19 protein-coding genes are annotated in these 18,003 nt (G+C 66.2%); 12 read left to right on the top strand and 7 right to left on the bottom strand.

The genetic code is table 11. From position 1 onward, the window contains the following. Positions 1-35 precede the first annotated feature (35 nt). Together ABD212_RS04165 and ABD212_RS04160 are read left to right on the top strand one after the other, a co-directional pair. Positions 36-395 (top strand): hypothetical protein, encoded by a 360-nt coding sequence (locus ABD212_RS04165; protein ID WP_344091465.1) that lies wholly within the window; start codon positions 36-38, stop codon positions 393-395. Positions 396-474: 79 nt separating this feature from the next. Beyond that, a complete protein-coding gene (locus ABD212_RS04160; protein ID WP_344091462.1) occupies positions 475-822 on the top strand; it encodes a hypothetical protein in 348 nt (115 codons plus the stop codon). Between the two features lie 99 nt (positions 823-921). On the opposite strand, the gene ABD212_RS04155 is transcribed toward ABD212_RS04160, so the two are convergent. Beyond that, positions 922-1,677 (bottom strand): aminoglycoside phosphotransferase family protein, encoded by a 756-nt coding sequence (locus ABD212_RS04155; protein WP_344091459.1) that lies wholly within the window; start codon positions 1,675-1,677, stop codon positions 922-924. A gap of 1,021 nt (positions 1,678-2,698) precedes the next feature. On the opposite strand from ABD212_RS04155, the gene ABD212_RS04150 reads away from it, so the two are divergent. The 3 genes from ABD212_RS04150 (at position 2,699) to ABD212_RS04140 (ending at position 5,304) form a co-directional block, all read left to right on the top strand. Further along, entirely contained in the window at positions 2,699-3,253 is a 555-nt protein-coding gene (locus tag ABD212_RS04150) for a DUF1214 domain-containing protein (protein ID WP_344091457.1), read from the top strand. 1 nt (position 3,254) lies between these two features. After that, positions 3,255-3,908: a DUF1254 domain-containing protein gene (locus ABD212_RS04145; protein WP_344091456.1), complete on the top strand. Its 654-nt coding sequence runs from the start codon at positions 3,255-3,257 to the stop codon at positions 3,906-3,908. Between the two features lie 658 nt (positions 3,909-4,566). Further along, positions 4,567-5,304 carry a ferritin-like domain-containing protein gene (locus ABD212_RS04140; RefSeq protein ID WP_344091454.1) on the top strand — a complete coding sequence of 246 codons (738 nt, stop codon included), beginning with the start codon at positions 4,567-4,569 and terminating at the stop codon, positions 5,302-5,304. Between the two features lie 202 nt (positions 5,305-5,506). Here ABD212_RS04140 and ABD212_RS04135 read toward each other — a convergent pair whose 3' ends face one another. Beyond that, positions 5,507-6,289: a hypothetical protein gene (locus tag ABD212_RS04135; RefSeq protein ID WP_344091452.1), complete on the bottom strand. Its 783-nt coding sequence runs from the start codon at positions 6,287-6,289 to the stop codon at positions 5,507-5,509. A 134-nt stretch (positions 6,290-6,423) separates the two neighbouring features. Continuing rightward, positions 6,424-6,570 carry a DUF2510 domain-containing protein gene (locus tag ABD212_RS04130; protein WP_344091450.1) on the bottom strand — a complete coding sequence of 49 codons (147 nt, stop codon included), beginning with the start codon at positions 6,568-6,570 and terminating at the stop codon, positions 6,424-6,426. 428 nt (positions 6,571-6,998) lie between these two features. On the opposite strand from ABD212_RS04130, the gene ABD212_RS04125 reads away from it, so the two are divergent. From ABD212_RS04125 to ABD212_RS04115, 3 genes are all read left to right on the top strand, one after another. Next, positions 6,999-7,754 (top strand): SDR family NAD(P)-dependent oxidoreductase, encoded by a 756-nt coding sequence (locus ABD212_RS04125; protein WP_344091448.1) that lies wholly within the window; start codon positions 6,999-7,001, stop codon positions 7,752-7,754. A gap of 51 nt (positions 7,755-7,805) precedes the next feature. Then, complete coding sequence (locus ABD212_RS04120) at positions 7,806-8,261, top strand: MarR family winged helix-turn-helix transcriptional regulator (RefSeq protein WP_344091446.1); 456 nt, start codon at positions 7,806-7,808, stop codon at positions 8,259-8,261. Positions 8,262-8,694: 433 nt separating this feature from the next. Then, positions 8,695-9,186, top strand: a complete 492-nt coding sequence (locus ABD212_RS04115; RefSeq protein ID WP_344091444.1) for a hypothetical protein — start codon at positions 8,695-8,697, stop codon at positions 9,184-9,186. 510 nt (positions 9,187-9,696) lie between these two features. Here the strand turns inward: ABD212_RS04115 and ABD212_RS04110 are convergent. Then, complete coding sequence (locus ABD212_RS04110) at positions 9,697-10,221, bottom strand: DUF1269 domain-containing protein (RefSeq protein WP_344091442.1); 525 nt, start codon at positions 10,219-10,221, stop codon at positions 9,697-9,699. Positions 10,222-10,583: 362 nt separating this feature from the next. On the opposite strand from ABD212_RS04110, the gene ABD212_RS04105 reads away from it, so the two are divergent. After that, a complete protein-coding gene (locus ABD212_RS04105) occupies positions 10,584-10,763 on the top strand; it encodes a hypothetical protein (protein WP_344091439.1) in 180 nt (59 codons plus the stop codon). Between the two features lie 104 nt (positions 10,764-10,867). Here ABD212_RS04105 and ABD212_RS04100 read toward each other — a convergent pair whose 3' ends face one another. Genes ABD212_RS04100 through ABD212_RS04090 form a run of 3 tightly spaced genes read right to left on the bottom strand, consistent with a single transcriptional unit; the run spans position 10,868 to position 13,489 of the window. After that, a complete protein-coding gene (locus ABD212_RS04100; protein WP_425561230.1) occupies positions 10,868-11,452 on the bottom strand; it encodes a flavin reductase family protein in 585 nt (194 codons plus the stop codon). After that, complete coding sequence (locus ABD212_RS04095; protein ID WP_344091437.1) at positions 11,439-12,497, bottom strand: methionine synthase; 1,059 nt, start codon at positions 12,495-12,497, stop codon at positions 11,439-11,441. The genes ABD212_RS04100 and ABD212_RS04095 overlap by 14 nt, the downstream gene beginning before the upstream one ends. Beyond that, a complete protein-coding gene (locus ABD212_RS04090) occupies positions 12,497-13,489 on the bottom strand; it encodes a DUF1852 domain-containing protein (protein ID WP_344091435.1) in 993 nt (330 codons plus the stop codon). The genes ABD212_RS04095 and ABD212_RS04090 overlap by 1 nt, the downstream gene beginning before the upstream one ends. A gap of 121 nt (positions 13,490-13,610) precedes the next feature. Between ABD212_RS04090 and ABD212_RS04085 the strand changes: the two genes are divergently transcribed. The 3 genes from ABD212_RS04085 to ABD212_RS04075 all read left to right on the top strand — a co-directional run bounded on the left by ABD212_RS04085 (position 13,611) and on the right by ABD212_RS04075 (position 17,991). After that, positions 13,611-14,552 (top strand): LysR family transcriptional regulator, encoded by a 942-nt coding sequence (locus tag ABD212_RS04085; RefSeq protein WP_344091434.1) that lies wholly within the window; start codon positions 13,611-13,613, stop codon positions 14,550-14,552. Between the two features lie 319 nt (positions 14,553-14,871). Beyond that, positions 14,872-15,252, top strand: a complete 381-nt coding sequence (locus ABD212_RS04080; RefSeq protein WP_344091431.1) for an ABC-2 transporter permease — start codon at positions 14,872-14,874, stop codon at positions 15,250-15,252. A 57-nt stretch (positions 15,253-15,309) separates the two neighbouring features. After that, positions 15,310-17,991: an ATP-binding protein gene (locus ABD212_RS04075; protein ID WP_344091429.1), complete on the top strand. Its 2,682-nt coding sequence runs from the start codon at positions 15,310-15,312 to the stop codon at positions 17,989-17,991. Positions 17,992-18,003: the final 12 nt, after the last annotated feature.

The following is an 18,003-nucleotide window of genomic DNA, read 5'->3' as shown; positions in this document are numbered from 1 at the left end:
TTTTGCCGCCGCACCCACTGATGGAAGGAAACGCCATGGGCAAGATTTACGGACTGCAGTCGCTGGAGCTTCGGCCCGGCGTCGAGGATGAGGACTTCGAGCGGTTTCTCCTCAGCCGCGCCGAGCAGTTGCCGCCACTGCCCGGTTGGCGGATCGCGTTGCTGAAAGGCGAGCCGGCGACCAGGTCGGGCAATACCTTGCGCTCGTCGAGGGGGACAGCATCGAAGCCTGTGATCGGGTGTCACCGGGCGGCGGGTTCGATGACACCGCAGAAGGTCGCGAATGGCTCGCGGTCGCGGGACCGATCCTCCAGAAATGGCTCGAGTATGTCGTCTATCTCCCTGGGCTCGACGCGCCCGATACCATCTCCCGGGTCAACCGCATCCGAAGAATGACCCCGCGAAGCAGGATGGGGATGTCGGGCGTTGGGTCTTCTCCTGTCGGTGCGACGAGCCTCACACTAGGATCTGGAACATGAGCCAACCCATCGAGCCGTATCAAGCGACAGACTCCGTCGCCGATTCGGCGACGTGCCCAGGCGGCCAGTGCGAGTTCGAATTTCCGGCGGTTCCTGCCGGCAAGCGTCTACGCATCACCAGTGTTTCAGCTCAGCTCGGACCCGCCTCCGGCAGCCTCGTGCTGGAAGGCAATGGAGTGCCCTACTTCGTGACGAAGTCCCACCCCGACCTCGACGATGTGACAGCACCGGTCAGGCTCTATTTCGAAGCCGGCAGTATTCCGACGGCGCGGGTCTTCGCGCCCGACACGACACAGCACACGTCGCTGATCGTCACGCTCGTCGGCGAACTCGAATCCCTGTAGCTCGGCTTCCTCGCCCGCGGTGAACGCTCAGTCGTCCTCCCCCTGGGTATGAATCAGAGCGGAAGCCGGGCTGCGGCGTCGCCCCGCTTTGAGACAGCCCTAGAGGTCCTGCATGCGGGATCTGAGGACGTCGAATTCGCATCCCGGCGCGTCCGGATCGAAGCCGTGCTCGATCAGCCAGCGCGACGCCACCAGGCTGCGCAGCGACCACCAGGCGCGGATCACTTCCCGGTCGACTCCCGGACCGTAACCGGTGAGCAGGTCGTCCAGGCGCTCCTCGTGCCCGAGCGTCAAGATGGCGAGGTCGAACATGGCGTCGCCGGGGGCGGCCTCCGACCAGTCGATGACGCCGGTGACCTCGTCGCCGTCGACGAATACGTGTGTGATCTGCAGGTCGCCGTGGATGAACGCCGGTTTCCACGGCCGGAGCGCAGCCTCGGCGATCTCGCGGTTGCGCCGGATCACCGCGCCCGGCAGAACTCCGTTGGCGAGCAGCCATGCGCACTCGCCGTCGAGTTCCGCCGCCACGTCGTCGAGTCCACGCCCGGGCCACGGCGGCAACGGCGCATCGTGCAGCATCCGTATCGCGGCACCCGCAGCAGCCCACGCCGCCGACGACGCGGCCGACGGTTCGCCGAGGACACCCAGCGCCTGGCCGGGCACGGCGGCGATGGCGAGCACCGGCGGCCTGCGCCACAGGATCGCCGGGGTCGGTATCGGCGCGATGGCCATCGCCCGCACCTCGGCGTCGGCGTGCGACGGGTCGCCGTCGACCTTCAGGAACACGTCGCCGACGCGCAGGGTGGCCCGCTGGCTGTGGGCGACGACAACCTCCACCTCATCCACATCGGCCATCCTGGCAGGGGCGGACAGCCGGGGGGGTCCGTCTGTCAGCTGCGCGCGCTCGGGATCAGCTCCTCCCGACTGGATCAAGCCGCGTTCAGTTCACTCAGCAGTTCCACGGGAGCCCCCCACTGCTGCGAACTCCTCCGCTACCGCGTGTCTCCGAACAGACCACCGACCGCGGTCGACACAGGGCAGTGCGACTGAGAGACGCAGGCGAGCGGATGCCGGAATCGGTCGTCCTGGTCTACCCGATCGTGCATCCCGAACGCCCGAGCTCAATGCGGAAATGGACGCCGCAACAGCCGGCATCCCTCCCAGCCAACCGTCACCGAGCAGGTCGAGCAGCCGGCCCACCTCGAGCTCGCCGATCGCTCCGAGAAACCATGATCTGCTCTGCGCAGTGCGCGGGCTGCGACCGAAGACGCGCGCGGCCGCAGAACGCGGTGCCGCGCCCGCCTGGACACGAAGAGCCTCAGCAATGACGGCGGAAGCGGGCGCCCGCAGTCGCAGATCGTTTGTGGTTGCCACGGGTTCAGCCGGAAGCTCGTCGATCGTGGCAGAAGGGGCCGGCGGTTGTGAGGACCGCGCTTCGCAATCGATGCAGCGAACGGTGCGCAGTGAGCGCTCATAGACTGCGAATGTCCCTGCGGATAGGGCAATCCCGCACACGCGGCATTGCCCGTTGTACCGCAGGTGCATGCGGCGAAGCTGCGGGTCCCCGTTCTGCTCAGTCACGGGCGAGTTCATGAGCACGTTCAGTCACCGGGCGAGCGTACTCGGTGCAGCCATCTCGACCCACGCCAACGTCCCCGACTTGTGGACAGTTCTCTCGTCGCTTCCCCAAAGGCCTGCTCGGATCCCAATGCGTGCTTTGCACGAAACCGCGGCCGATTCAGATCCCTGAGCGGGCAGCTGACTCAAGCCTGTTCGCCTGCTGAGGGTTACAGTCCGGCCGTCGGTTGTCGAGCGCTAATGTGCCGATATGTCGAATGTCCTTGGGTGGGTCTCGACCTCCGGGGTCGTGCAGGGGGTGATCATCGGCGGAACGTTGGCGTTTCTCACGGCAATTGTCGTGATGAATGTCGTGGGTCGGATGATCACCACGACGACGAATGGCTGGGATTCCGTCATGACGGTCGGCCAGCCCGGAAACGGTGTCCTCATCCGTGCCGCCGCGGCGAAAGCACTGCCTGCCGTCAATGTGTTTGAAGAAGCCGCGTACTGGACGACCACGAGAGACGGTTCGGGCGGAACGCTGACCGGCACGCACGAGTACGTGCTGCGTTTTCCGGCCGGGCAATTCCCTCCTAACGATGCGTTCTGGTCTCTCACGATCACTGATGTTGTCGGGTACATGGTGAGCAATCCGATTGGCCGCTCGAGCTTCAACGATCGCTCGAGTCTCGCCAGAGACGCCGACGGCTCGATCGACATCTACCTGCGGCACGAGGCTCCGACGGGGCGTGAGCAGAATTGGCTGCCGACGCCTGCCGGGAAGTTCAAGCTGACGCTCCGCGCATATCTGCCGGGCGCAGCGGTCCTCAACGGCAGCTACCGAGTGCCGCCGGTAGTGCGGGTGGGATGACGTGAACCGCCTGATTGTGAAGTACGCGTATCCCATCACCGCGGTCATTCTGGTGATCTTCGCGTGGGTCGTCTATACGAGGCTCGTTCGAGGAAGCGGCGAGATCACCACGCTTGCCATCGCCGCGGTGGTGGTGTGGGCAATCGGCACACCGACATTCGTCCTTCTCTGGCCGCGCATCACGGTGGGTGGTTTCAAGAGGGCGATCCTCAAACGTGGTTTCGGCGGTGGTCCGATCCCGGTGAACTCGCTGTATGCCGAGCCCAACGTCTCTTCCGCATCGCCGACTGGCAGCCTGATGGGAACCGGAACGGACGACGTGCTCTACATCGCCGGGTGGCTCGACCTCAAGGACGGGCCGCAGGTCCTGCGCGTGCCCGACATGGCCAGCCGGTATTACAGCCTTCAGTTCACCGACCCCCCGAGCAGCGCCAATTTCGCGTACGTCGGCAAGCGCGCAACTGGCACCAAGGCGGGCGAGTACCTGCTCAGCGGCCCGGGTTGGCAGGGAACAGTCCCCGCGGGCATGACGCAGATCTCAGCGCCCCACGCTTCCGCTCTCGTCATCGGACGGGTCTTCGTCGACGACGACAGTGACCGACCCGCTGCCTACGCGCTCGCGAAGCAGATCCAGCTCGCACCTCTGGCTCAGTAGGCCGGAGGGAGTTGCCCGCAAGGCGGAAGCTGACCCCTCCAGACGAGCGGAGCGGAGGTCAGCAGAGGACCCACGGCGGGGTCGCGACCAGACCCCCCAGGGGGTCTCTCGAGCGACCGTCTACCGTGAGCTGCAACGTCGGCGGGCATCGTTCCTCGCCTCGTGCGAGGTGCACATCTACTGACGCCACGGCAGCCGGCCGCGCTCGGCAAGGATCCTTCAACGCGCAGCCGCGCGCAAGGCTAGCGAGCCCGGGCGAGATTGTCGGGCAGTTCGTCGGCTGTCGAGCGCCATTGCCCCGGGTTTCTCGCTGAGGTCGCATGACTCACGAATCCTGGTCGCGCTTCGCGCCACCACCGCCCTCGCGGCAACCGGAGTTGGGGCTTAGCTCTTGAGGGCATGACCCACTTTGGCGCGGGAGGCTCGTCTTCCATGAGTTAGATCGTCGGCTCGATGGATTGACTCCGGCTGGAGGCTCGCCTCGTTAGTACTAAGCGGCGGCGCCGTGCAGCGGAATGCTCGGCTTGATCCTGATACGGATACCCGCTGTGCAGTTGTCCGCGCTGGCAGTTCAGACAGGGTCGCATTGTTCACCACATGGTCGTCTTCGTCGTGATGACCGGCCCGGAGGCGGGATAGCGCTGCAAGACTGGCCGTCATGAAGGCTGCCGTGTCCGCCGGCGTCGGCGACCCCGTCTTCGAACGCTGGGTCGCCCACTTTGCCGCCAACCGGGCGCGGCATGAAGCAATCGAGGCCGGCGTCGATTGGGACGCACCGGCCGATCTTCCTGACGCCGTGCGGACTGCTTTCATCCGGTCGTTCCAGAGGTTCGAACTGGGTGAGGGGGGCGACGGTGCGCACCTTCTCCACAACGCCTCTCGCTGCAGCGCGGCTCAGCAGGAAGCGCTGCGCATGCTCGTGGCGGAGGAGCAGGAGCATTCCGGGCTGTTCCAGCGGGGTCTTCGGCACCTTGGTGCTCCCCCACTGGCCGGCCACTGGGCGGACCGTGTCTTCACACAGCTGCGCCGGTCTCTCGGGCTGCGCACCGAGCTGGCCGTGTTTCTCACCGCCGAAGCCGTCGCCATGCCGTACTTCGTCGTGCTCGCGCGTTGCGGACCCGACGAGGTGATCCGGGGAATCGGCACACGGATCGCGCTGGACGAGGAGCACCACCTGGCGTTCCAGATCGATCAACTGCGGCTGGGGTTCGCGGCGCTCCCCGCGCTCGTACGAGTACTGCTGTTCGGTGTGTGGTGGTGCGTCGCGGTCGGCGCCGCCACGGTCGTCGCGATCGATCACGGGGCGGCGCTGCGGACGTGCGGCCTGAGCGTGGGCTCATACTGGGGCGCCGCGTTGCGATCGTTCCGACGCGCGGCCGCCGCCGTGCTCGCCTGAGGCCGGGAGCCCCGCAACCGCGTGTTCGCATCGTCGGCGGACCAGGCACACGCGGGGGTCGAGCCTACTGACGCCCGCCGGCGACAAGTCTCTTAGCGATCCTTCAGCGGTCACGGTCGCGGAAGCGGCTCCGGCAGGCAGCGGTCGGTCACCCCCGTGACGGTCATAGGACTATTGCGCCGATGCGAAACATCAGGGCTGGTCAGCGGCGTCCGCGCCGCTGGATGCTGTTGAGGTAGCCCAGGGTGCGGTCGGTTCGGTTGGCGATGACGTCGAGCCGCTGAAGACCCGTGTGGTACGTGGCTGCGTCAAGGCGCTCGTCGGACCAAACGTTTTCTTGATCCACGAGGCGGGCATTGAGCGTGACCGGGGTGTCTAGGTCCCAGCGCGGAGGGATCCGGTGAGGATTCCATGTGGGGAACCTGACCCGGGCGGCAACGTCATCAAAGAATCGATCAAGATTGAAATAGGCGCTTGCACGCCACGCCGTGTACTGATCACGTAACTCCCGACCTCGCGTCAAGCGCCATTGCTGGTGATTGGCGGGATCCTCGCGGGCGAGTTCACGGAAGTAGTCTGCCGCCGCTTCCATCGCCATCCGTTCAGCGAGGAGGACTCGACGGGTGTATTCGGCCGCGAGAGAGCGCGGCAGGAAGACCAGCCTCACGTCCGCCCGCGCCACGCGAATCTGGTCGATCGCATCCTCACACTCCGCAAATCGTTTTGTCCGGTCATCGGCATCGCCAATCAACTGTTCATTACGATGCGGTGCCTGTCCGTCGGTTGGCGGCCGAGGTGGGGTGATCCCTCGCATCGTTGCGAGAGCATTGAGCGCGTCGCGCGCGAACGTGCGCGCAGGTCCAAACAGGACCTCACGAGCCTGTTGATTTCGGCTCGAGAACTGCGCGATGATCGATGCGCCAAATACCCCGACCAATCCCAGTAGCGCCACGACGAGCGCGATGGTGGTCTGGCCGTCGAGCATGCGGGAACCCTAGCGGCTCGGCGCCCCCGAGTCGAGGGCGACGCTGCCGGCTGATTGGCGCGATGCTGAGTTGGAGGTAGCCCGATGCGACTTCGTCGTCTCGGCGGCGTTGCTCCGTGATGGTTTTGTGTCGTCTAGCCGGAGGTCGCTTGAGTCCAGCCCGAACCGTTCCACCACCGGTAGCCGACGCCGTCGAACGGATCTGCGTACCATCCGGGTTGTACGACGAACGCTGGAGGGGGCGGAACCTCAGGGTAGTAGGGATCAGTGGTCGGAGGCACGTAGGGATAGTAGGGGTCTCCCGAGCTCGTCTGACCGACATAAGGATACGAGTCTCCAGAGCTCGTCGGGGCAGAGTTGCCGTCTCCCGGAGAAGCCGCGCCCTGCTGCCCGTGGAGCAGAATGCCGAAGGCCCCGCTGAGATTCCCGGAGTTCGCCGCCTCACGGGCAGCGAGGATGTTCTGTGACGCCTCGTCCATATTTGGCATGCCCACACCATGGCCCGCTCAGTGGGAAATGTCCATCCCCACCGTCATCGAGCATAAGACTGAACTCAGGCGGACAGGCTGCTCATCTTCTCCACGCCCGGCCTTCTACCGCCTGCGGGCATCGCCGTGCCCGTGGGCGGCGGCATCCGACACCTTGACAATTGTCGTTTGCTACCTAACAATAGTCGTTAGGCAACGAACAAAGTCTTAAGGAGATCGCCGTGTCAGCGAGCCGCATCACTCTCATCACCGGCGCCAATCAGGGCGTCGGGTTCCAGGTCGCCAAGGAACTGGTCGCAGTCGGCAACACCGTATTCGTCGGATCGAGGGATCTGCAGCGCGGCGAGACCGCTGCCGCCGAGATCGGCCCGGGCGCCATCGCCGTGCAGCTGGACGTCACCGACGCCGATTCGATCGCCGCCGCCGCGGAACGCATCCGGCGCGAGGCCGGTCGGCTTGACCTGCTCGTCAACAACGCCGGTATCTCGAACACCTCGGGTCGCGAGCTGGGGTCACCCGAATACTGGGCGGGAGCGCTCGCCAGCAATGCCTCGCTCGACGAGGTGCGCGCCGTGTTCGAGACGAATGTGTTCGGAGCCCTGGCCGTGTACCAGGCCATGCTGCCGTTGCTGCGCAAATCGAAGGATGCCCGCATCATCAACGTGAGCAGCGGCGTCGGATCCCTCACGACGAACGCCGACCCGGGCTACCCGTACCACAAGATGTACGGGCCGATCTATGCCGCCTCGAAGACCGCACTGAACGCGATGAGCCTCGCGATGATGATCGAGCTCGAGGACACCGACATCAAGGTCAACATCGCCTCACCCGCGTTCACCGCCACGAACCTCAACGGATTCGCCGGAGCCGAGCCGCTGGAACAGGGTGCGCGCGAGATCGTCCGTGTCGCGAAATACGGTCCCGACGACCCGCGTGGCACCTTCACGCGGTGGGAGAACGCCGACATCCCGTGGTGACCGCTCCTGGCCGCCTTGACACACGCGATCGTGTTCGGGTGAGAATGTCTGGTGGCTGACAATCCCGAGACGCATGCTTCCGTGGGGGCGTGGGCGAAGAGGTACCACCTCGCGAACCGCGCCGCCATCGAGTCGATCCTGCGCCCGTACGACCTCGGCTCGACCCAATGGGCCGTGGTGTACCAACTCGCCCACGACGGTGCGATGGTGCAGCGAGATCTTGGCCGCATCCTGAACATCGAGCGCGCCACCCTCAGCGCCATCGTGACCACCCTCGTACGCAAAGGCCTGGTTGAACAACGCGCCGACACCGTGGACCAGCGTCAACGCATCCTGGAACTCACCGAAGCCGGGCGGAACCTCTGGGCGAACCTTCCCGACCCCGTGGCCGTGTCCCAGGCGATGTCATTCGAGGACGCCGACCCCGACGACCTCGCCGTAGCCGTGCGGGTTCTCCAACGCGCAACCGAACGACTCACACAGCAACTCCAACAGCCCAGCACCTGAACAGCGTCGAATCAGCCCGGGCAATCTTCCACCGACAGGCGATCCGTAAGTAGTCAGCTCACGCTGACGGTAGATGGCGTGCGGGCCTGAGCGGGTGCGATTGGGATCCCTCTACGGGCTGGACGGATCACCTCTGCACGACCCGCTGCGAGCGGGCGAATCACCGCGACCAATTGGGTCCTCTCGAGCGCGGCGGCGTGAGGGGGTTCAGGACGCGCGCGTGAGGCGGAGGGTCGACGCCGAGGCTTCGGAGAATGATGTCCCCTCTCTCGAACACCCTCAAGAAGGTCGACGCAACGGCGGATGGGATCACTCAGAACCTGAAGTAGACCCGGAACCCGCGCGCTCCGAGACCATCCGCAATCGGGCAGTGTGCCGAAGCGGCACCGTCGGGAGGCTGGTCCTGGAGTGCGCTGGCCGATATGGTCGCCTCATGACGGAGAGACTGGTCGAGAAGCTCGCCGGGTCCGTACCCTCGTGGGGCGCCCGCATCGCGTACGGAGAGAAGTCGACGGTCGGCGGGCAGGACATCGTCCCCGTCGCGATCGTCGCGTTCGGGTTCGGTGCCGGGGAGGGGTCCGGCGAGACTCCCGTGACCGAGAAGCTGCCCCAGGGCAAGGGGGAAGGCTCGGGTGGCGGCGGAGGCGGGATCGCGCTGCCCATTGGCGCATACGTCCAAGGCCCCAGTGGGACGGTCTTCAAACCCAATGCGATCGCCCTCGTGCTCGCGGTCACACCGATCGTCATGAGCGTGGCCGCCGCCATCGCCGGTGTGTATGCGGTGAGAAGTGCCGCCGAGGTCGGGTCCCGGTTTGCCGGGGTGGCAGAACACTTCGCAGCTCCATCGCGCATCTTTGCTCCGCGGCGTTCTCGCTCGAAGCTGTCGCCCGGTCGGATCCTCGATCGGGCGGTGCTTGGACCGTAGAGGCCGCGCGACGGACCTCAGGATTCGGGTCCACCCTCAACCACGTCAGATGCTCAGGTGGGGAATGGGTAGAAGTCCGATCCAACTGCCGGTCGCAACCTGGAGTACTGGGCATAGCGGCCGCTGACCCCGTGGGATGCACCGTCGACACACCAATGCGCCATCGTTCGTGAGGACTCGGTGGAGCTGAGCGGCGAGGTTGGGGAGGGTTGTCAGCTCCTGCAACAGGGTGAGTCCCGCCGATGAGTGCGCCTGAGGTGCTCGAGCACGTGCGCGGCGTCTGACCGACCACCTCTTCGACGGGCCGGGGTTCCCGGTCGGACGCAGCGCCGCGCGGCCCCCACCACGCAACGCCGACACAACCCCGCGACGGTCGGTCGACTGCCGGGTGCTCGGGGTCGGAGAGCGACGGTGTCAGTGGGACAACTGGTCCAGAGCCACGGTGGCGGCGAGTATCAGCGCGACGTCCTGACCGGAGGCGAAATGGCGGCACTCCTCGCCGTCTGCGCGCTACTTGTTGTCGTCGGGTTCTGCCTTTACCGCTGCTTTCGCGTCCGTGGCCACCGCGTCGTCTACTGCCTTCTCGACGATCTTGTCGGCCTTTTCGAGCGCCTTGCGGATCTTCACCTCGCCCGGGTCGGACACCAGGGCGATGATGCCGGAGTGGCCCGGCTCGATCGCGTCCTGCAGCTCCTCCGCCAGCTCCTTCTTGTGGTGGCGCTCACGCAGCTTCCCGATAATCCCTCCGCCCGCGCCCACGACGAGGACGCTGCCAAGGATCGAGGGCGGAAACAGGATGCCGACAACAGCGCCGCCGACGGCTCCCCAACCGAGGCCCTCGCGAGTGCTGTGATCGGTGACCTTCTGCACTTCAAGCTTGCCGGCGCCGTCGCGCTTGACGACCAGAACGCCGTCGATCTTGACTGTCGCGCCGTCCTCGACGTCCTTGAGCGCCTGATAGGCCTCCAACGCGACGTCGACGTCGGTGAAGTCGGCAGCGATCAGCGTGTACGCGCCGTCGCTGACGGCTGCCACCGCGATCTCGTCCGCCGCGGCGGCTGTCTCATCAGTCATGTCGGTTCTCCTTTGGCTCCGCGATCATCTGACGGTCGTCAGTATAAGGAGCGCGTATACCCGGGAGACACTCCAGATACAGCTGCCACCCACGCCAGCGTAGGATCGCCAAACCGGGCGCTGCGGCCGACGGCTCCGTGAGGGCACCCAGCTCTGGGCACCTGGCGGCGGGGCTAGAGCGTGCGCGCGCCGATCGGGATGGTGCCGGACGCGATGCGCGGCACGAACTGGAAGTGCGACCCGCCCGCCCCGTGATCCGTCCGTTCTCCTTCGCCGATACAGGGAGACGGGGTGGATGCAGGAATGAGAAGTTTTCTCGGCCGGTGACTGTGGTCACCGCGGCCATGACGAAGTCGCTGCCGTTCGGTGGTCTCGTGCACTACGCGAATGTGTCGGGGCCGGCGAGGGGCGTGGAGGGTGGGGGTGAGCCAGGTGCCGAGCTCGAGTTGCGCGTGCTCGAGTTCGACGCCGCGCAGCGTCGGTTCTCAGCTGAACTCGCCTAATCGGGGGTTGCGGGCGCGCGAATCAAACAATCCGCGCCCGCGCCGCGACTTGATTCGGACCCGCCACCGTGCCGCTCGGATCCCTATTCGGGGGATCGCTCAGATCAGCCCTCGATGCGGGAGTGCTCGCCGAGTCGGTGCCATGTTCGGTTGTGGTAGATCAGCGCGTCGCCGGGCCCGCCCGGGTGGACGTCGCGCTCGATGTGGGACTGCAGCGCGTGGGCGGCGATGACTGTCGAGGTCCCTGCATCCATGCGATCGATGACAGTGCAGCGTACCCAGGCGCGGACATCGCGGTAAACCGGCTCACCGGTGACCAGGCGCGACCAGCGGTGCGTCTGGGCGAAGCGATCGGTGCCGCCGGTCGCACCGAGCTTCGCCAGTTCGATGTCGTGCGCGTCGAGAAGGTGCACGACGACGGTCTCGGCGCGCGAGAGCACGTCGGATGCCGACGACAGTGCCGAGATCGAGAAGATCAGCAACGGAGGCTCGGCGCTCACCGAGGCGACCGACGTCGCCGTCAGCGCGACGGGCCCATCGCCCGCATCCGCCGTGATGACGGCGACACCCGCTGGGTGCCCGCGGAACAGGGCTTTGAAATCGTCGGGCGAAAGGGAGGACGAGAAGCCGTGTTTCGGCGTCTCGATCCGGCCGCCCGTGGGGGATGCATGCGGGTCAAGGCTCCGCAACGGCCAGCTCCTCGCGAATGATCTTCGTCCCCGCACTGAGCGCGCTCAGCTTCCCAAGCGCGACGTCGCGAGGGAACGGCGCCATGCCGCAGTTCGTGCTGGGAACGAGCTTGTCCGCATCGACGAACCTGAGCGCCTTCCGGAGGGTGTCGGCGACTTCCTCAGGGGTCTCGATCGTCTCGCTCGCCACGTCGATGGCCCCGAGCATGACCTTCTTGCCGCGGACGAGCTCGATGAGGTCCATCGGCACATGGGAGTGGTGGCATTCCAGCGAGACGATGTCGATGGAGGACTGTTGCAGGAGCGGGAACGACTCCTCGTATTGCCGCCACTGCGAGCCGAGGGTCGCCTTCCAGTCGGTGTTCGCTTTGATCCCGTAGCCGTAACAGATGTGCACGGCGGTTTCCGCGCGCAATCCTTCCGCGGCTCTTTCCAGCGCCGCTACTCCCCAGTCGTGAACCTCATCGAAGAAGACATTGAACGAGGGCTCGTCGAACTGGATGATGTCGACCCCCGCCGCTTCGAGTTCTTTCGCCTCCTCGTTGAGGATCGTCGCGAACTCCCAAGCCAGCTTCTCGCGGCTTCTGTAGTGGGCGTCGTAGAGCGTGTCGACCATCGTCATCGGACCGGGGAGAGCCCATTTGATCGGACGATCGGTGGACGCGCGGAGGAACTTCGCGTCGTCCACGAACACGGGCTGTTCGCGACTGACCGACCCGATGACGGTCGGCACGCTCGCGTCGTAGCGATCACGAATGCGCACTGTCTTGCGCTGCTCGAAATCGACCCCGCTGAGATGCTCGACGAACGTCGTGACGAAATGCTGGCGGGTCTGCTCCCCGTCGCCGACGATGTCGATGCCGCGTCGGCTCTGCTCCTCGACGGCGATACGCAGCGCATCCTGCTTGCCCTCGACCAGCGCATCACCATGCAGCTTCCAAGGAGACCAGAGGACTTCCGGCTGTGCGAGCCACGACGGCTTCGGCAGGCTGCCGACGATCGAGGTCGGCAACAGCGTGTGCGGGGCCGGAGATTCTCCGCTCATCATGCGACTCGAGTGAGGTAGCCGCCGGCCCACTGCTCCAGCACTTCTCTGTGCGGCGTGATGAAGTGTTCCTCCGTGTACTTCCCCTGGGTGATCGCGAGCTGACTGCGCTCGACACGGTCGTAGGCGATCTCGGTTAGCGAGTAATCCTGCGCCTCGAGGCTCGGCCGGTACACGGCCGGGGCGGCCGAGTTCGCGTTGTAGATTTCCGGGCGATAGATCTTCTGGAACGTCTCCATCGTGGAGATCGTGCTGATGAGCTGCAGGTTGGAGTAATCGTTGAGCAGATCGCCGCGGAAGTAGAACGCGAGCGGTGCCACGCTGCCCCGGGGCATGAAGTACCGGACGCGCAGCCCCATCTTTCCGAAGTACTCGTCGGTCAGCGAGAACTCGTCCTGCTGATACTCGACCCCGAGGACGGGGTGGTGGTTCGCGGTCCGATGGTAGGTCTTGCTCGTCGAGACGCTGATGCAGATGACGGGCGACTTGGCGAAGCGTTCCTCATATGCGGCCGAGTCCAGGAAGTGCTGGAACAGCTTTCCGTGCAGATCGCCGAAATCATCGGGGACGCTCGGCTTGATTGCGCCCTCGTTGAACGCGGGCAGCAGCACGCTGAAGTCGAAGTCGCGGACATACGACGAGAAGTTGTTGCCCACAATCCCGTGGTGGCGGGCACCGGTCCATCGGTCGACGATCTGGGTGTCGAGGATCTCGAGCAGCGGGAACTGCTGATGCGCCCCCTCCGCAGCGAACTGCAACTGCACGGAGACGATCTCGAGTTCGACCACGTAGCGGTCGCCGTTCGGGTTGTCCCAGTGCGCGAGATCGTTGAACCGGCGGTTGATCATCGCGAGCGTGTTGCGGAGGTTCTGCTGACGCTGCTCGCCCCGCGCCAGGTTGGCGAAGTTCGTCGTCATCCGGGAGCTCTCCGACGGCGAATAGTCCTCGTCGAAGCGAGTAGTAGTGAAACTGAACGTGAACTCGTCCGCCATGATGGCCAATCCGGTGGGTGACGGCCGCGGTTCGGCCTTCGGAAGTGATGCCTCCATCGTGCAGGCGCCGGGATAATATCGGGTAACTCGCGGCGTCTATGTATGCATATAGCCTTTACCTATGCCCCAGGTATCGAGCGGCCTGACGCTGCAACAGCTCCGCTACTTCATCGAAGTCGCAGCGGAGGGGTCGATCTCCGGCGCCGCCGACGTGCTCTACGTCGCGCAGCCGACCATGTCCGCGGCGATGAAAGACCTCGAGGCCCGGGTGGGTCGCCCGCTCCTCGTCCGTTCCGCCCGCGGCGTCACCCTCACCGTCGATGGTGCGGAGTTCCTCGGCTACGCGAGACAGGTCGTCGAGCAGGTCGCACTTCTCGAACAGCGCTACTTCGGTCGACCGCCGTCGCGACGCCTGCTCGGCGTGTCGGCGCAGCACTACTCGTTCGCGGTGGACGCGTTCGTTCGGATGATCAAGGCTTCGGGAGCAGCCGAATACGAGTTCTCGCTGCGTGAGACTCGCACCTGGGACATCATCGAGGATGTCCGGACGCTCCGCAGCGAGATCGGCATCCTCTACCGGAACGACTTCAACCGGAAGGTCATCGACAAGCTGCTCCGGGACTCCGGGCTTGCGTTCCGCCCGCTCTTCCTCGCCGAGCCGCACATCTTCATCTCCCGGAACAACCCACTCGCTTCTCGAGATCGGGCGACGCTCGCCGATCTCGCCGATCTGCCGCGGCTCACCTTCGACCAGGGGGCGAACAACTCGTTCTACTTCGCCGAGGAGATCCTCTCCACGTTGTCGAGCAAGCAGGAGATCCGGGTCGCCGACCGCGCGACTATCTTCAACCTCATGATCGGACTCGATGGCTACACGATCTCGACCGGCATCATCAGCGAGAAACTCGACCCTGAGATCGTGGCCATCCCGCTCGACGTCGACGAACGCATCGAGATCGGCTGGATCGGCCACGCCGCAATTCCGCTCACCGAACAGGCTCAGCGCTACCTTGCTGAAGTGCGGGCTGTGGTCGCCGGGTTCGGCGTGGCGTTGCTCGGCTAGTTTCGAACGGCAACGATCCTTGAACGGGGGAGCCGGAGCCCTGGACGGATCAGGGACCCCCCGGGGCGGCCCAAAGCAGATTCGCTAGTCCGATCGTGCGTCTGTCATCGTGGAAGCCGTTTTCGTGCCAGTAGGCCCCGAACGACGCAGCGGAGTACCGCTCGTTCTCGGCCCGACAAGGTCGCGTGTAGAGCCTGCTGGTCGTTCTCATGGTCCGGTTCGGGGTGGGCATCGAGTCCTCCAACCTCGCCGGCCTCGCCGGGATCGCCTTGCTGACCAGTCTGACGTTCGTCGCGATCAACCAGCCCTGATCGTTCTGATGGGCCCGGTCGGTCGTTTCGTCGTCCTCGTGCTCATCGTGTTCCAGCTCGCATCTGCAGGCGCGACCTATCCCATCCAGACCACGCCCGACCTGTTCCAGACCGTCCACTCCTGGCTGCCGTTCACCTTCCGTCGGCGCCTTCCGGTCCCTGGTTGCGCGGCCCATCGGAGTCTTGCCGGCCGTTGGCCCCTCGGTGTGTGGCTACTCGCGGCGCTCACCGTCACGCCAGTGGCCGCGTGGCGCGTCCAGAGGCGAGCCGAGGACACGGGCACCGGCGCTGACCGTCCGCCCCGCGGAGGGTTCGGCTGGGCCGACCGGGTCGATCCCGACGCGGACCCGGCGGAGACTCCACTGCGGGAGTACGCCGGGATCGTCTGAGGGCGGAGCGGATTCTGGTCCTGGACAGCGGGGTGACGGCGGGATCAGACTGACCCCATGACCCCGGGGACCGGCTCGATCCGCACGCCGGATCAGCGCCTGCGGATCTTCGTGAGCTCCACCCTCAAGGAGCTTGCCCCCGAGCGCCGCGCCGTCCGTGTGGCGATCGAGGGGCTGCGCCTGGCCCCGGTGATGTTCGAGCTCGGGGCGCGGCCGCACCCGCCGCGGGATCTGTATCGCGCCTACCTGGAGCAGAGCGACGTCTTCGTCGGGATCTACGCCGGGCGGTACGGATGGGTCGCTCCGGGCGAGGAGATCTCAGGCCTGGAGGACGAATACCGACTGGCGCCACGACAGATGCCAAAGCTCGTCTATATCAAGGAGGGCGCCCACCAGGAGGAGCGACTGAAGGCGCTTCTCGACCAGATCAGGGACGACGACGGCACGTCCTACGCCTACTTCACGAGCCTTGACGAGCTCGCCGAACTCGTCCGCGGCGACCTGGCCACGCTGCTCGCGGAGCGGTTCGCCCTGGCTGCTGGTGATCCACCAGCGCCGATGGCCGCCGGCGGCGCGGAGGTCGCTCTGCCGTCGGCGCTCACTCGACTGTTTGGCCGAGATCGCGACCTCGATGCGGTGGTCGGCCTGCTCGAGGGTGAGGCTCGGCTGGTCACGCTGACCGGATCGGGTGGGATCGGGAAGAGCCGGCTCGCCCTCGAGGCCGGCACGCTGCTGCGCGATCGCTTTCCTGACGGAGTCGTGTTCATCGATCTCGCCCCGGTCAGCGACGCCGCCCTCGTGCTCGGTGTCATCGCCGAAGCGCTCGACGTCCGCGACGACGGGATCGGCCGTATCGAGGACCTGCTGCGCACCGCTCTGCACGATCGGTGCGTCCTGCTGCTCCTGGACAACTTCGAGCAGGTCGTCGACGCGGCGCCGGCGATCCGTTCGTTGCTGCAGGGCGCGCCCCGCGCCAAGGCCCTCGTCACGAGCCGCATCCTGCTCCGCGTGTCGGGGGAGCACGGGATGGAGGTCGAGCCGCTCGACGTGCCCGATCTCGAGCGCGAATCCACGGTCGAGATCGAAAGCGCGAATCCGTCGGTCGCTCTGTTCATCTCGAGCGTTCGCGCAGCCAAGCCCGACTTCGAGCTCACTGCTTCCAACCTCGAGGACGTTCGGCGCATCTGCGTGGCCCTCGATGGCGTGCCGCTCGCGATCGAACTCGCCGCTGCGCATGCGAGAGTGCTCCCGCCGGCTGATCTCCTCGACCGGCTGCACCGCAGATTGACGGTGCTGGCGAGCGGTGCACGCGATCTTCCGGAGCGCCAGCGCACGATGCGGGCCGCCATCGAGTGGTCGGTGCAGCTGCTCCCGCCCACCGCCCGCGAGCTGCTCACCCGTCTCGGCGTCTTCGCGTGCTCGTTTCCGCTGGACGCTGTCGAGGCCATCGCCGATGACCCCGAGGGCGCGGGGGTGCTCGCGGATCTCGGGGCTCTCGTCGACGGAAGTCTCCTCCGGCAGCAGGATCGCGGAGACCGTGCGAGATTCATGCTGCTCTCCACCGTTCACGAGTACGTCTCGGCGGCGCTCGACGCGCGCCCCGATGCCCAGGCGCTCCGGGACCGGCAGGCTGCATGGGTGGCGTCCTGTGCCGAGCGCTCCGCCTCGGCGCTCAAGGGCCCTGATCAGACCGGATGCATCGCGCGGCTCGCCGAGGACGTCGAGAACATCCGCCGAGGCATCCGACATCTGCTGAACACCCGCCAATGGGATCTCGCCGCTCGCTGTGTGTGGTCGCTGTTCGTCTACTGGTGGCTCGATGGGCACGCCGAGGTGCGCACGTGGATGGAGGAGATCCTGGATGCCGGAGAGCCGATCGAAGTCCGCACGCGGGCGATCGCGCTCTATTTCCGCGGGACTGTCGGGTACTGGCAAGGCACCGACATCGTGGACGTGAACGGACTCGTCGAAGGCGCCGAGTGCTTCCGTGATGCCGGCGATCCGACAGGCGAGGCGATGACCCTGAGTGCGATCGCCTTCTCGCTGCCGACCCCATCGGGCAGCGAGCGTGCCGAGGAGCTGTTGGCGAACGCCGCCGCACTTGTGCGCCTTGCCGGGGACGGGTGGGGCGAGACGATCGTGCGCATCGGTACCGCTCGACTCGCTGTCGGGGCTGGGCAGTTCGATCTCGCGCTCGAGCGAATCGCCCCCGCAGTTGCGGTCGCCGAGCGACTGGGAGACTCCTTCTGCCTCGGGATCACCCTGTACTACCGAGGATGGGTGCGGCTGACTCTCGGGGACGTCGCAGGAGCGGCGGACGATTTCGATCGTGGCCTGGCCGTGACCTCCCGGATCGGTCACCACGAGGGCACGGCCTATGCTCTCGAAGGACTGGCGGCTGTGGCCGCGTCGGAGGGTGACGTGGAGCGCGCAGGGTTCCTGCTCGGCGCGGCGCAGTCGGTTCGCGAGCGGACCGGGCTCGCGAGCCAGCCCACCTTCCACGGGCCTTTCATGGCGGAGCTCCGGTCAGGTCCGGACAAAGCGACATTCGAGGCCGCGCGGCTGCGCGGGCGCGCAGGTCTCGCGACCCCGCCCGCCTTCGCGCTGCCGCGAATGGAGAAGGCGCAGCCCAATCCCGCCGACGAGGCGTTCGAGGCGGCGCGGAAGAGTGGGCGAAAGCTGGCCGTCGAGGAGGCCGTCGGTCGGGCGAGGCGGTCGCTGGAGGGCGCCAGTCTCTGAGCCCGGAGGCTC

This window comes from Microbacterium deminutum, from assembly GCF_039530205.1.
GTDB classification, from domain to species: domain Bacteria; phylum Actinomycetota; class Actinomycetes; order Actinomycetales; family Microbacteriaceae; genus Microbacterium; species Microbacterium deminutum.
The sequence above is the reverse complement of the archived record's forward strand: the minus strand, read 5'-3'. Positions and strand labels throughout refer to the sequence as shown.